This window comes from Corynebacterium guaraldiae (assembly GCF_053480195.1).
Window position 1 is genome coordinate 82,970 of sequence record NZ_JBRBAU010000003.1, and the last position, 14,304, is coordinate 97,273.

General features: G+C 60.7%; 14 protein-coding genes. All 14 read left to right on the top strand.

All coding sequences use genetic code 11. The features are described from left to right. The first annotated feature begins 19 nt into the window (after positions 1-19). The 14 genes from rpe to secG all read left to right on the top strand — a co-directional run bounded on the left by rpe (position 20) and on the right by secG (position 14,272). Positions 20-697 (top strand): ribulose-phosphate 3-epimerase, encoded by a 678-nt coding sequence (gene rpe / locus ACUY3D_RS03360; protein WP_269948225.1) that lies wholly within the window; start codon positions 20-22, stop codon positions 695-697. Further along, positions 694-1,719 carry a bifunctional diaminohydroxyphosphoribosylaminopyrimidine deaminase/5-amino-6-(5-phosphoribosylamino)uracil reductase RibD gene (ribD, locus tag ACUY3D_RS03365; protein WP_269948226.1) on the top strand — a complete coding sequence of 342 codons (1,026 nt, stop codon included), beginning with the start codon at positions 694-696 and terminating at the stop codon, positions 1,717-1,719. Before rpe ends, ribD begins: the two co-directional genes overlap by 4 nt. A gap of 18 nt (positions 1,720-1,737) precedes the next feature. Further along, complete coding sequence (locus ACUY3D_RS03370; protein ID WP_269948227.1) at positions 1,738-2,376, top strand: riboflavin synthase; 639 nt, start codon at positions 1,738-1,740, stop codon at positions 2,374-2,376. 11 nt (positions 2,377-2,387) lie between these two features. Further along, positions 2,388-3,650: a bifunctional 3,4-dihydroxy-2-butanone-4-phosphate synthase/GTP cyclohydrolase II gene (locus ACUY3D_RS03375; RefSeq protein ID WP_269948228.1), complete on the top strand. Its 1,263-nt coding sequence runs from the start codon at positions 2,388-2,390 to the stop codon at positions 3,648-3,650. Between the two features lie 42 nt (positions 3,651-3,692). Continuing rightward, positions 3,693-4,175 carry a 6,7-dimethyl-8-ribityllumazine synthase gene (gene ribH, locus ACUY3D_RS03380; RefSeq protein WP_269948229.1) on the top strand — a complete coding sequence of 161 codons (483 nt, stop codon included), beginning with the start codon at positions 3,693-3,695 and terminating at the stop codon, positions 4,173-4,175. A gap of 83 nt (positions 4,176-4,258) precedes the next feature. After that, positions 4,259-4,882 (top strand): PH domain-containing protein, encoded by a 624-nt coding sequence (locus tag ACUY3D_RS03385; RefSeq protein WP_070532952.1) that lies wholly within the window; start codon positions 4,259-4,261, stop codon positions 4,880-4,882. Then, positions 4,882-6,936 carry an excinuclease ABC subunit UvrC gene (gene uvrC / locus ACUY3D_RS03390; RefSeq protein ID WP_269948230.1) on the top strand — a complete coding sequence of 685 codons (2,055 nt, stop codon included), beginning with the start codon at positions 4,882-4,884 and terminating at the stop codon, positions 6,934-6,936. The genes ACUY3D_RS03385 and uvrC overlap by 1 nt, the downstream gene beginning before the upstream one ends. Before the next feature lie 38 nt (positions 6,937-6,974). Continuing rightward, positions 6,975-7,856 (top strand): RNase adapter RapZ, encoded by an 882-nt coding sequence (gene rapZ / locus ACUY3D_RS03395; protein ID WP_070524299.1) that lies wholly within the window; start codon positions 6,975-6,977, stop codon positions 7,854-7,856. Positions 7,857-7,932: 76 nt separating this feature from the next. Further along, entirely contained in the window at positions 7,933-8,931 is a 999-nt protein-coding gene (locus ACUY3D_RS03400; protein WP_070524298.1) for a gluconeogenesis factor YvcK family protein, read from the top strand. A 165-nt stretch (positions 8,932-9,096) separates the two neighbouring features. Then, entirely contained in the window at positions 9,097-10,086 is a 990-nt protein-coding gene (gene whiA / locus ACUY3D_RS03405; RefSeq protein ID WP_070524296.1) for a DNA-binding protein WhiA, read from the top strand. A gap of 481 nt (positions 10,087-10,567) precedes the next feature. Further along, positions 10,568-11,575: a type I glyceraldehyde-3-phosphate dehydrogenase gene (gene gap, locus ACUY3D_RS03410; RefSeq protein ID WP_070532937.1), complete on the top strand. Its 1,008-nt coding sequence runs from the start codon at positions 10,568-10,570 to the stop codon at positions 11,573-11,575. 237 nt (positions 11,576-11,812) lie between these two features. After that, positions 11,813-13,030: a phosphoglycerate kinase gene (locus ACUY3D_RS03415; RefSeq protein ID WP_070524292.1), complete on the top strand. Its 1,218-nt coding sequence runs from the start codon at positions 11,813-11,815 to the stop codon at positions 13,028-13,030. A gap of 42 nt (positions 13,031-13,072) precedes the next feature. Beyond that, positions 13,073-13,852, top strand: a complete 780-nt coding sequence (gene tpiA, locus ACUY3D_RS03420) for a triose-phosphate isomerase (RefSeq protein ID WP_070532934.1) — start codon at positions 13,073-13,075, stop codon at positions 13,850-13,852. A gap of 186 nt (positions 13,853-14,038) precedes the next feature. Beyond that, positions 14,039-14,272 (top strand): preprotein translocase subunit SecG, encoded by a 234-nt coding sequence (gene secG, locus ACUY3D_RS03425; protein ID WP_070524288.1) that lies wholly within the window; start codon positions 14,039-14,041, stop codon positions 14,270-14,272. Positions 14,273-14,304 lie beyond the last annotated feature (32 nt).

A 14,304-nucleotide genomic window follows, 5' to 3' on the forward strand; every position in this document is an offset into this window, starting at 1 on the left:
AGGGACTAGGCTGAAGGTCATGTCTGCACTCTCGTCTGGTCCCATTATTTCCCCGTCCATCTTGGCCGCCGACTTCACCCGCTTGGGCGAAGAGGTCCGCGCCGTGGCCAACGCAGATTGGATCCACGTCGACATCATGGATGGACACTTCGTCCCGAACCTGTCTTTTGGCCCGGATATCACCGCGACGGTAGACGGGATTACACCCCAGACGCTGGACGTTCACCTCATGATTGAGGAACCCGAGAAGTGGGTAGAAACCTACGCCAAGGCCGGCGCCGATTGCATCATCTTCCACGTCGAGGCAGTCGCCGACAAGGACGCGGCCATCGCCCTCGCGCGCACAATCCGGGATTTAGGTGTGCGCGCGGGCTTTTCCATTAAGCCGGGCACGCCGATCGAGCCTTGGCTGGACGCCCTCGAGCACTTCGACGAAGTGCTCGTTATGTCAGTTGAGCCGGGCTTTGGCGGTCAGAGCTTTATGCCGGATCAGCTGGACAAGGTGCGCGCCTTGCGTGCGGCCATCGACGAGCGCGGTCTGGACGTCCTCATCGAGATTGACGGTGGCATTTCCGCTGAAACGATTCGCTCCGCCGCCGAGGCGGGCTGCGATGCTTTCGTCGCAGGTTCCGCCATCTACAAACAAGCAGACAAGACAGCGGCCGTCGACGAGCTGCGTAGCTTGGCGACGCTGTGATCCCACACCTAGACTCAGCGGTTCTCACGCGGGCGCTGCGTGTGGCCATGGAGGCCGGCGATAAGGTGCGCGGCACGACGAGCCCAAACCCGCCTGTAGGAGCAGTCATACTTGATGCCGCCGGCCGCGTCGCCGGTGTCGGCGCAACGCAGCCTCCGGGTGGTCCGCATGCCGAAGTTATGGCGTTGCGCGATGCGGGCGACAAGGCGCGCGGCGGCACCGCGGTCGTGACCTTGGAACCCTGTAACCACACCGGACGTACAGGGCCCTGTGCGCAGGCGCTTATCGATGCCTCTGTGGCCGCCGTTTACTTCCTCCACCCAGACCCCACCCCGGAGGCCGGCGGCGGCGCGGCTACATTGCGCGGCGCCGGCATTACCGTGGGGCAGATTGAGGCGCCGGACGGAGTGAGCGATGCACTCGCAGGGTGGTTGGGTGCGGTGCGTTTGGGCAGGCCGCACGTTACGCTCAAGTTTGCCCAAAGCCTCGACGGGTTCACCGCTGCAGTGGATGGCAGCAGCCAATGGATTACCGGGGAGCAGGCTCGCGAGCATGTGCACCGCGACCGGGCAAAAAGGGATGCCATCCTCATCGGCACGGGCACCGCGCTGGCAGATAACCCGGCGTTGACGGCACGCTACCCGGACGGCTCCTTGCGTAAAACGCAGCCGCGGCGCGTCGTCATCGGCTCCCGGGACGTGTACCGAGACGGAAGCAGTAATCTGGCAAAGCTAGGTTTCGAGCACTATGCCACCCCGCAGGAGGCGCTAGCCGAGCTGTACGCCAGCGGCGCGCGCGACATTCTCGTCGAAGGCGGCGCGGGACTCGCGACGAGCTTTATGGAACTAGGCAGCGTGGATCGCATTCAGGCCTACATCGGCAACGTCATCCTTGGCCAGGGCAGGGGAATTCTCACTCGGGCTGTGGCCTCAGACTTGGCGCTAGCTCCGAGGTGGCAGCGCGCGGCGGTTACCGAGCTTGGCGCCGACCTGCTCGTGGAATATCGGAAGAATGAGAAGTAGGAAAGGGGAGTACGGACTATGTTTACCGGACTCGTAGAAGAAATCGGGCGCGTCGATAGCGTAAAACCGCAGGGCGATGCAGTCCGTTTGGGCATCGCGGCATCTACCGTGCTGAGTGATGCGCAGTTGGGAGATTCCATCGCTGTCAACGGCGTCTGCCTGACCGTGGCCGAGCTGGAAGAAGGAACCTTCATCGCAGACGTCATGAAGGAATCCTTGAACCGTAGTTCATTGGGAGAACTCGAAGTGGGGTCGGCGGTTAACCTCGAGCGGGCGGTGCTCCCTACGACTCGTTTGGGCGGGCACATCGTGCAAGGCCACGTCGACGGCACCGGCACGCTGCTGTCCCGCACCCCCTCGGAGCACTGGGAGGTGTTGCGCTTTAGCTTGCCGCGGGAGCTCGCCCGATACGTCGTGGAGAAGGGGTCCATTGCCGTGCAGGGAACATCCCTGACGGTGTCCGCCGTGTCTGCTGATAAGGATGAGCCTGGCGCGGATGGCTTTTTTGAGGTCTCACTCATTCCCACCACACTGCGCGATACCGTGTTTGGTGCCATGGCGCCCGGCGCCCGCGTGAACCTCGAGGTAGACGTGGTTGCAAAGTATGTAGAGAAAATGGTTCACCCTAACGCCCACGCCGCAGGCGCAGAGGGATAGAGTTAGTCCTTATGAGCGCTGCAGATTCAGCTTTTAGTTTAGATAGCGTCGAGCAAGCCATCGCCGACATTGCGGCCGGCAAGGCCGTCGTCGTCGTGGACAATGAAGATCGGGAAAACGAAGGTGATCTCATCTTCGCCGCCGAGCTCGCCACCCCGGAACTCGTGGCTTTCATGGTGCGTTATAGCTCCGGATATATTTGTGCACCTTTGCTCCCAGAGGACTGCAAGCGCCTGAACTTGCCACCGATGATGGCGGTCAATCAAGACGTGCGCCAGACCGCCTACACCGTCACCGTGGACCTTGCTAATGGCTCCACTGGCATCTCCGCTACCTCGCGCTGTGAGACCATCCGCAAGCTGGCTGATCCCTCCTCCGAGCCGTCGCAGTTTACGCGCCCGGGCCATGTCGTCCCGCTGGCTGCCCGCCCGAATGGTGTGCTCGAGCGTGATGGCCACACGGAAGCTGCGATCGATCTGGCACGGTTGGCGGGGCTCCGCCCGGCCGGCGTGCTCTGTGAGATCGTTTCCGAAGAAGACCCCACGGATATGGCTCGCTCGCCGGAGCTGCGCCGCTTCGCCGACGTCCACGGGCTCACGATGATCTCCATCGAGCAGCTCATCAAGTGGCGCCGCCACAATGAGCAACAGGTTCACCGCGAGGTAGAAACCCGCCTGCCCACCGAGTACGGCGAGTTTCGCGCAGTTGGGTATGTGAATGGCGTCGACAAGCGCGAGCACATTGCCCTTTTCGTCGGTGACGTGGAGAGCTATTCCGGTGCGGAAGACGTACCTGTCCGCGTGCACTCTGAGTGCCTGACCGGTGATGTCTTCGCATCTGAGCGCTGTGACTGCGGCCCGCAGCTGCAGGAATCCCTCCGCGCGGTCCAGGCGGCCGGGCGTGGCATTGTCATCTACCTGCGCGGACAGGAAGGGCGTGGCATTGGCTTGGTAAACAAGCTCAAGGCCTATCGCTTGCAAGATGACGGGATGGACACCGTCGACGCCAACGTGGAACAGGGGCTGCCTGAAGACGCCCGCGAGTACTCCGTTGCCGGACAAATCCTGCGCGATGTGGGCGTGAAATCCGTCAACCTCTTGACCAACAACCCACACAAGGGTGAAGGGCTACAGGGCTTCGGCATTGACGCCACCGCCCGCACCGGCCTGGCTACACCCGCCACGGCGGAAAACATTAGCTATCTGCGCACGAAGCGCGACAGGATGGGCCATGACCTGCCACAGGTGGCCGAATGGGATCTCAAACACTCCTAGAGCATTAAGACCAAACACTGGAACAAAACAAAGGAGCACACCGTGAGCAAGGAAGGCCTGCCAACCCCGAACAATGTCTCGGGAGAGGGACTGCGCGTCGCCGTGGTGACCGCCACGTGGAACGCCGAGATCTGCGATCAGCTGCACCGCCGCGCGCTTGAGACCGCCGAGGCTGCTGGCGCTGAGGTCACTCCGTTGCGCGTCGTCGGGGCCCTTGAGCTGCCCGTCGTGGTCCAGGCTGCAGCGCGCACCCACGATGCCGTGGTGGCGCTGGGCTGTGTCGTCCGCGGCGGCACTCCGCACTTTGACTACGTGTGTGATTCGGTCACGCAGGGACTGACGCGCATTGCTCTCGACGAGTCGACGCCCGTGGGAAATGGTGTCCTGACGGTGAACGACTATGAGCAAGCTGTCGATCGCGCCGGATTTGAGAACTCTTCAGAAGATAAAGGCGCGGAGGCTATGCATGCAGCTTTAGAAACCGGGCATACGTTGCGTACACTGAACGAGTCGACCCTAAAGTAGGCTGCCAAGCGCAACCACGGCGATCTGCATACCGCGCAGGCCCGTGGCCTTTCTTAGCGGAGTGATGAGGAGAAGGAAACTCGATGACGGATCCACAGGTGCCTTCGGCGCACGAAGAGCGTGCGCGGTCAGCCCGCGCTGGCAAGGCCTCCCAATCCTCGCAGCCGGGGGCGCCCGCTGCGTCTGGGGGTTCCTCGAGCGTGAGCGATGAGCAGGTGCGGGCTTATACCAGCGCCGATCCCTTCGCCCAGACTTCATCCAAGCCCTGGGAGTATGAGACAACCTCGCCCTACCTGCGCAAGGTGGCAATCATCTGGATCATCCTTGTGATGGCAGCGCACCTGTTTATGGGCTTCACGGTTGGCTTGTCCTTTACCGGCGCGACTGTGACGACGATTGATAAGTTTGCCTTCCCCGGCGTCGGCGTGATTATCTCCATTCTGTCTTGGTTGGCGCTGACGCGTCCGCGGCTGCGCGCGAACTCCGATGGCGTAGAGATCCGCAACATTGTGGGAACCCGCTTCTACCCGTGGCAGGTCATCTATGGCCTGTCCTTTCCCGAAGGCTCGCGCATGGCACGCATCGAACTTCCTGACTTTGAATATGTTCCGGTGTGGGCCCTGCAATCGGGCGATAAGCAGGACATTATCACCAAGGTCCGCTCTTTCCGTGACTTGGAAGCCCGCTACATGCCGCAGGATGACTAGTGGCTGATCCCTCTGAGTACCGCCCTGCGCCCGGAAGCATCCCCACGGATCCGGGCGTTTATAAGTTCCGCGATGACAATCGCCGCGTCATCTATGTGGGCAAAGCAAAGAATTTGCGGGCGCGGCTATCGAACTATTTTCAAGACATCACGCAACTGCACCCGCGGACCCGCCAAATGGTCCTCACTGCGGCTTCGGTGGAATGGACCGTGGTGGCCAGCGAGGTGGAAGCGCTGCAGCTGGAGTACACGTGGATTAAGCGCTTCGATCCACGCTTCAACGTCATGTACCGCGATGACAAAACGTATCCGATGCTTGCGGTATCTGTGGGGGAGACCATCCCGCGAGCGTTTTTCTACCGCGGCCCACGCCGTAAAGGTGTGCGCTACTTTGGCCCCTATTCCCACGCCTGGGCAGTGCGTGAATCGCTTGACCTGCTGACGCGAATTTTCCCTATGCGCACGTGTGCCAAAGGGGTATTCAACCGCCATGAGCGCTTGGGGCGGCCTTGTTTGTTGGGGTATATCGGAAAATGCGATGCCCCCTGCATTGGCAGGGTGAGCGCCGAGGAACACCGTGAGACGGTGAACCAGCTGCTGAGCTTCATGAACGGCAATACTGGTCCTGTGCGCAAGCGACTAACCCAGCGAATGGAGGAAGCCTCAGAGAACCTCGAGTTCGAGCTGGCTGCCCGCCTGCGCGACGATCTCGGCGCGATTGACAAGCTCATGGAGCAACAGGCTGTGGTGCTTTCCGACGGCACCGACGCCGACCTCATCGCGTTTAGCTCCGACGAGTTGGAGGCAGCAGTTCAGATCTTTCACGTGCGCGCGGGGCGCATCCGCGGCCAGCGAGGCTGGGTGGTGGAACGCTCCGGTGACCAAGCCATCACGGAGCCAATCGAGGAAGGACAGCCTGATCCGGGGCTTCCGGCGCTCATCCAGAATTTCTTAATCCAGTTCTATTCGGATGCCGTGGAGCGCCAGCGCCAGGAGGCCGCGGAAGACGCCAAGCTGGAGCGCAGGGGAGTAGACCAGGAATCCCATACCGCGGTTCATCGGGGAAACGCCATCCCTCGTGAGATCTTGGTCCAAACGCTGCCGGACGAAGCCGATGAGGTGAAGATAGTTCTGGAGGACCTGCGGGGCGCGCAGATTGACTTGCGGGTTCCGCAACGCGGTGACAAGCGTGCCTTGATGGAGACCGTCGAGCGCAATGCGAAGGAGCAGCTGCGGCAGCACAAACTCAAGCGAGTCGGAGACCTTACTGCCCGATCCGCAGCCCTGCAGGAGCTGCAGGAAGCGTTAGACATGGATTCCGCGCCGCTGCGCATCGAGTGCACGGATATCTCGCACATTCAGGGCACCGATGTCGTGGCCTCCCTGGTGGTTTTCGAGGATGGGCTACCGCGCAAGTCCGATTACCGCCGCTACCGCATCAAGGAGGCGGCGGGCGATGGCCGCTCCAACGACGTGGGGTCTATCGCTGAGGTGACTCGGCGCCGCTTCAAGCACCACCACGAGGACAAACGAGCGGTTCCGGACGAGGAGCTGGAGAACACCACCTTCGCTGAAGAAATGGTCCGCGAGGAGGCCGCGAGCCAGACCAAACGCAGCTCCTATCCGCCGCAACTGTTCATCGTCGACGGTGGCGCACCGCAGGTGGCGGCGGCGCAGGCGGTGTTCGACGAGCTTGGCATCGTCGATGTGACACTCATCGGCCTGGCTAAGCGCCTGGAAGAAGTGTGGGTCCCAGGCGATGATGAGCCGGTGATCCTGCCACGTAATTCGCAGGCGCTATTTCTTCTACAGCACCTCCGCGATGAGGCGCACCGCGTAGCTATTACGTATCACCGACAGCAGCGGTCGAAGCGGATGCGCTCGTCCGTACTCGATGCGGTACCGGGATTGGGGCCGCAGCGGCGCACCGATCTGGTGAAGCACTTCGGCTCAGTGAAGAAGCTCAAAGAGGCCAGCGTGGAGGAGATTGCTGCGGTGAAGGGGTTTGGCCCGAAGCTGGCGCAGACGGTATTTGATCATCTCCAGGATTCCTAAGCAGGATTCCCTCCTTGCCTCGTGATCAGATGGTAAGAATGGAAGTCATGACGCTGTTAGACTCCCCACCCATTTTGATCACGGGCATGTCAGGCGGTGGCCTGACGTCGGCGGCTAAAGTGCTGGAGGATAAGGGCTATTACGTAGCCCACAACATTCCGCCGAAGTCTATCGTCGACCTGCTGAGGCTGTGCGCTCGGCCCGATTCCCCGGTGACAAAGATTGCCGCGGTGACCGATGTGCGTTCCCGAATGTTTCCGGGTTCTTTAGCGGAAACCTTGGAGGAACTCGAAAAGCTGGACATGAAGCCCACCTTGCTTTTCCTCGATGCGCGCGATGATGTGCTCATCCGTCGCTTCGATTCGGTGCGGCGTACCCACCCGATGCAGGAGGGTGAAACCCTCAAAGCAGGCATCCAACGAGAGCGCGCAGCGGTGCAATCAATTCGCGAGCGCGCGGACATCATCATCGATACGACCAACCTGTCCGTCCATGATCTGCGGCGCGCTATCGAAGCATCCTTCGGCGAAATGGGTCATGAGAAGCAACACGTCACGCTTGAGTCCTTCGGCTTCAAGCATGGCTCCCCGCGTGACGCGGACCTTGTCGTTGATGTTCGGTTTCTTCCCAATCCCTATTGGGTACCTGAGCTGCGGGGGTACCGTGGCACCGACGAGCCGGTTGCGGATTATGTCTTGTCTCAAGAGGCGGCTGAGCCCTTTATCGAGCGGTTCATCACCATGTTTGACTCGATGCTCACCGGCTACCGCCATGAGGGGAAGAACTTCATCACCGTGGGCATCGGTTGTACCGGTGGGCACCATCGCTCGGTGGCCGTTACGGAAGAAATCGCCCGCCGCCTCAGGGACCGCGGTGACCTCGATGTGAGCACGTTGCACCGAGATATTTCTCGCGATTAGGTGCGATAAGATACATATTCATTCCCTACCTGAATAGTTGAAAGCTAGTGTTCCCGTGACGACTCTCCCTATCCACATGGCTAGCCTGGGCGGCGGCCATGGGCTGTATCAAACTCTGCTGGCCGCACGCCGTACGGGCGCGGAGACAATCTCCGCCATTGTTACCGTGGCCGATGATGGCGGTTCCTCCGGCCGGTTGCGCCGTGAGATGGACATAATCCCGCCTGGTGATTTGCGCATGGCCCTTGCAGCTCTGTCGAGCGATTCGGAAGAAGGACAGCTGTGGGCTTCTACTTTGCAGCATCGATTCCAGAGCACTGGTGCCATGGCTGGGCACGCTGTGGGCAATCTCCTTATCGCCGGACTCAACGAGGTGTTGGGGGACTTCCAGGCGGCGCTCGATGCCGTTGCGCGTTTGACGGAGTCGGCCGGACGGGTGCTGCCGGCCGTAAATCTACCGCTCGAGATTGAGGCGGATGTTTCCGGGCTTGACGACGACCCCCGTATCATGCGCTCCGTGCGCGGCCAGGTGGCCGTTGCCTCAACTGTGGGGCAGGTGCGCCGCGTGCGCATCATCCCGGAGAAGCCGGAAGCTAACCCGGAAACGATCGCTGCGCTGCACGACGCGGATTTGATCACCTTGGGCCCCGGCTCGTGGTTTAGCTCCGTGCTCCCGCACGTTCTCGTTCCAGACATCGTCAACGCTATAACGTCGTCGGATGCCCTTCGCGTGGTGGTGCTCAATCTTTCCGCCGAACCAGGGGAGACCCAGGGGTTTTCTGCGGAGCGCCACCTGCACGTGCTAGCGCAGCATGCGCCAAACCTGCGGGTCGACAAAGTCATCGTCGACGGCACCGGTCTCCCCAATGAATCGGAGCGAGTCTTTGTGCAGCGCGCTGCTAGTGTGCTCGGCGCCAGCGCAGTATTTCGGGATGTCTGTCAGACGGACGCTGACGGGAACTCGCTGAACAAACACTGTCCAGACAAGCTAGCGCAAGTTCTCACCGAACTGTATTCCGAGTACGCTGCCGAACGTGGGGCGACGGCGGGTGCCCCGGGCACTCATCGGGGCTAGGCGCACGATAGACTATGGGGCATTCATTGTTCACTGCTACGTCATAGCGCACAAGCGCGGCGCGACGCGTTGCGTGCCTTCCAGAGTGAGGTCAGGTTGCGTCGTACTGCGCTACTGCCGACGTTCGCGGTGCACTGTGTCAAGAGTCGAAAGGGGAGGCACGAGGTGTCTGCGTCGTTGACCGAGCAGGTCAAGGAAGAGCTTACGGCGGTGTCCGTACCGCGCCAGTCCGCTCGTGCGGCGGAGGTTGCCGCAATTCTCAGGTTTGCCGGTGACCTCCACATCACCGGGGATCGAGTGAGGTACGAGGTCGAATTGGAATCCCAGAGCGTGGCCAATCGTTTGGTCACTGCGCTCGATGAGCTGTACTCAATCGCGGCGAGCACCCATGTGGCGGGTCCCGCTGCATCCTCTAAGAAGAGTAGAGTGCAAGTGCGAATCACCTCCGGGGCCAAGGAGCTTACGAGGCGGCTGGGTTTGGTAACTCGTTCCGGACACCCCGTGGTGGGCCTGCCACCGCAGGTCATTTCAGGTTCTGTTGCTGATAATGAAGCGGCGTGGCGTGGAGCCTTCTTGGCTCAAGGATCATTGACAGAGCCGGGCCGCTCTTCAGCGCTCGAGGTGACGTGTCCGTGCCAGGAGGCGGCTCTCGCCCTCGTGGGCTGCGCGCGCCGTTTGGGCGTGGTGGCGAAGACCAAGGAAACACGCGGCGCCGACCGCGTCGTGGTGCGCGATGGCGACGCCATTGGCGCGTTGCTGACCCGTATGGGCGCTCAGGAGACTCGCCTGACGTGGGAAAAGAAGCGCATCCAGCGAGAGGCTCACGACACCTCCCGCCGCCTCGACAACTTTGACGATGCCAACTTGCGCCGTTCCGCTCGAGCGGCAGTAACCGCTGCGGCCCGCGTCGAGCGTGCCATGGTGATCTTGGGTGATGACGTGCCGGAGCACTTGGCTGATGCTGGCCGCCTACGTGTGCAGCACCGCGAAGCCTCCTTGGAAGAACTCGGGCGTTTGGCAGATCCGCCGATGACCAAGGACGCGGTGGCTGGACGTATTCGCCGCCTATTGTCCATGGCGGATAAACGCGCCAAGGAACTTGGTGTACCGGATACGACGAAAGCGGTGACTGAGGATCTCTTTGAGGAGTCCTAGAATCCAAACGTCGTAGTCTCCAATCCTTGCCCCAGACAGAGTCGTGGGTGCCCGTTCGGGCACTGAAAGGCTCGTCTGGGGCATTTTTCACGGTTTGGGTGCCCGTACTGTTTTGGGTTAACCCGCTCTTTTCCGGTTAAGTGAGATATCCCACCCTACAATTCCGACACCCAACACAATCCCACATAATCGGGCATTACCGCAGGTGTCTGAACTTTGGTCCCCCACCATCCCCGATAGAAGCCTTAACAGTGTACGCCTCTTTGTGCCGTCATGTGAGAGCTTGCAACAGGAGCTCACATGCTCACTGCGGGAAGCACAATGGGTCGGTACTATCGGCCGTGTTGGGAAAACCACCGAGCACGTCACGGAAGTGGCAGAGCAACGGTTCCGCGGAAGCGGTTTACCGCACTGCCGTTAAAGACAGAGTCTCGGAAGCCCCACAACAGAACTTCACTCGATTATTTGAGGAGACATTACAGTGACCATTCGCGTAGGTATCAACGGATTTGGCCGTATCGGCCGTAACTTCTTCCGTGCAGTTGCACAGGGCAACACCGACCTCGAGGTCGTAGCCGTCAATGACCTGACTGACAACGGCACTCTTGCCAACCTGCTTAAGTACGACTCCGTGCTGGGCCGCTTCGACGGCACCATCGAGCACGACGAGGAGTCCATCACCGTCAACGGTCACCGCATCGCTGTCTCCGCAGAGCGTGACCCGAAGAACCTGAAGTGGTCTGAGCACAACGTTGACATCGTCATCGAGTCCACCGGCTTCTTCACCGACGGTGAGGCTGCCAAGGCTCACATCGAGGCCGGTGCCAAGAAGGTCATCATCTCCGCACCGGGCAAGAACGTTGACGGCACCTTCGTCTACGGCGTCAACTCCGACAAGTACGATGCTGATAAGCACAACGTCATCTCCGCTGCTTCCTGCACCACCAACTGCCTGGCTCCGATGGCAAAGGTCCTCAACGACAAGTTCGGCATTGAGAAGGGCCTCATGACCACCGTTCACTCCTACACCGGTGACCAGCGCCTGCAGGATGCTCCGCACCGCGACCTGCGCCGCGCCCGCGCCGCCGCCGTGAACATGGTTCCGACCTCCACCGGCGCTGCTAAGGCTGTCGCTCTGGTTCTGCCGGAGCTCGAGGGCAAGCTGGACGGCTACGCAATGCGCGTTCCGACCATCACCGGTTCCGCCACCGACCTGACCTTCGAGGCTTCCCGCGAGGTTACCGCCGAGGAGATCAACGCTGCCATCAAGGAAGCTGCTACCGGCGAATTCGGTGAGACCCTGGGCTACACCGAGGACCCGATTGTCTCCACTGACATCATCACCGACCCGCACGGCTGCATCTTCGATGCCGGCATGACCAAGGTCTCCAACGGCAACCTGGTCAAGGTACTCGGCTGGTACGACAACGAGTGGGGCTACACCAACCAGCTCGTCCGCACCACCTCCTTGGTTGCCTCCAAGCTCTAAGGACTCGATTCTTAGAATGAGCACAGTGAACCAAGCTGTGATTGCCTGCGGTAGCACCACAGGTTAGAAAACCGGCCCATGCGCCACGCCTCATGATTACGTGGCGTGCGCTGGGCCGTTATTCGTCTATCCAGAACGCACACGGCGCCCCGAACCCGCCGTGCTAGGCGTTCACCACACTTTCTAATTGAATAGCATTAACCTTTAGCTTGAATACCTACCTTTAAGGAGAACACTATGGCTTTCAAGACTGTGGACGACTTGCTCGCAGAAGGCGTTTCCGGCCGTCACATCCTTGTTCGTTCGGACTTCAACGTTCCGCTCGATGACGAGGGAAACATCACCGACTCTGGCCGTATCACCGCCTCGTTGCCGACTATCAAGGCATTGATCGAAGGCGGAGCCAAGGTCATCCTGTCCGCGCATCTGGGTCGCCCGAAGGGCGAGGTCAACCCGAAGTACTCCCTGGCACCGGTTGCTGAGGCACTGTCTGAGGCCCTGGGCCAGTACGTTGCCCTGGCCGGCGACGTCAGCGGTGAGGATGCCCATGAGCGCGCCAACGGCCTCAATGATGGCGATGTCCTGCTGCTCGAGAATGTTCGCTTCGATCCTCGCGAAACCTCCAAGGACGAGGCCGAGCGTGGGGCCTTTGCCGATGAGCTCGTTGCACTCGCTGCGGATAATGGCGCCTTCGTTTCTGATGGCTTTGGCGTCGTCCACCGCGCACAGGCTTCGGTGTATGACGTCGCCAAGCGCCTGCCTGCCTACGCCGGCAAGCTGGTTCAGAAGGAAGTGGAGACCCTCGCAGCAGTGGCTGAGAAGCCTGAGCACCCGTATGTTGTCGTACTCGGCGGCGCTAAGGTTTCCGACAAGCTCGGTGTGATCGAAGCCCTTGCTGGCAAGGCCGACAAGGTCATCATCGGCGGCGGCATGTGCTACACGCTCCTGGCTGCAAAGGGCTACAACGTTCAGAATTCCCTGCTGCAAGAAGACCAGATCGACAACTGCAAGGAGCTGCTCGAGCGCTTCGGCGACAAGATCGTCCTGCCGGTCGACCTCGTTGCTGCAACCGAGTTCAACGCTGACGCAGAGAACAAGGTCGTTGCACTCGACGGAATTCCGGAGGGCTGGATGTCCCTCGATATTGGACCGGAGTCTGTAAAGAAGTTCGACGAGGTCATCGCTTCCTCCAAGACCGTCTTCTGGAACGGCCCGATGGGCGTGTTCGAGATGGAGGCCTTCTCCAAGGGCACCGCAGGTGTCGCTCAGTCCATCATCGACGCCACCGCGAAGAACGGCTCCTTCACCGTCGTTGGCGGTGGCGACTCCGCAGCCTCCGTCCGCCTCCTCGGCCTCGACGAAGAAGGCTTCTCCCACATTTCCACGGGCGGCGGCGCTTCCTTGGAGTTCCTGGAGGGCAAGGAGCTGCCGGGCGTTAAGGTCCTGGAATCCTAGTCATATACACCGTCAACACAGTCTGATCTAGAAAGGCTAATCATGGCACGTACCCCGCTAATTGCTGGTAACTGGAAGATGAACCTCGACCACAAGGAAGCCATCAGCTCCCTGCAGAAGTTCGCCTTCTCCCTGCCGAAGGACTACTACGAAAAGGTCGACGTGGCCTTCATGGTCCCGTTCACTGATATCCGCACTGTGCAAACGCTTGTCGACGGCGACGACCTCCAGTTCACCTATGGCGCACAGGATATTTCCAAGCACGAGTCTGGCGCCTACACCGGTGAAGTATCCGGCAAGATGCTGTCCGCCTTGGGCTGCTCGTGGGCAGTCGTAGGCCACTCCGAGCGCCGTCAGTACCATGGCGAGACCGACCAGCTCGTTGCGGAAAAGGCTGCAGCGGCACTGGCTAACGGAATCAGCCCGATTGTGTGCGTCGGCGAACCCCTCAACGTGCGCGAGGCTGGCACCCACGTCGACTACGTGGTCACCCAGACACGCAACTCCCTGCAGGGGCTTGCCGCAGAGGATCTTGCCAAGACCGTCATCGCATACGAGCCCGTGTGGGCAATCGGCACCGGCAAGGTTGCCTCCGCTGATGACGCACAGGAAGTGTGCGCCGCTATCCGTGAGCTCATTCGCGAGCTGGGTGGCGATGAAGTGGCCGAAGGCATCCGCATTCTCTACGGTGGTTCCGTCAAGGTCGACTCCATCGCAGAGATCGTGGGCAAGCCTGATGTAGACGGCGGCCTCGTCGGCGGTGCATCCCTGAAGGGCGAGGAGTTTGCCAAGTTGGCGGCTAACGCTGCACAGGGCGCTTAGTTCTTCCAGCTGATCGCATCTGCACCACTCTGTCGTGGCGGGTCGGAATGGTTTCTGGCCCGCCACGTGGTGTATCATCAAGGTTTATTGCGCCCGTTCGCTGGCGCCCCTTTTCCAGCGTGAAAGTGATGCACACCTTCACGCGCCACACTAACCGTTTGAACGCGTACAACAAGGAACTATTTCATGATCTTGGCACTGGAAATCATCCTCGTGATTGCCGCAATCTTGATGTCTATCTTCGTGCTGCTGCACAAAGGTAAGGGCGGCGGCCTGTCCAGCCTCTTTGGCGGCGGCGTACAGTCCAACCTGTCTGGTTCCACCGTGGTGGAAAAGAACCTCGACCGCTATACCGTGGTCATGGTGGTCATCTGGCTCGCCTGCATCGTAGCCCTGAACCTGCTGCAGGCTTATAGCTAAAGGCCGCTGACGAGCCTCCGGCTCCGGACACG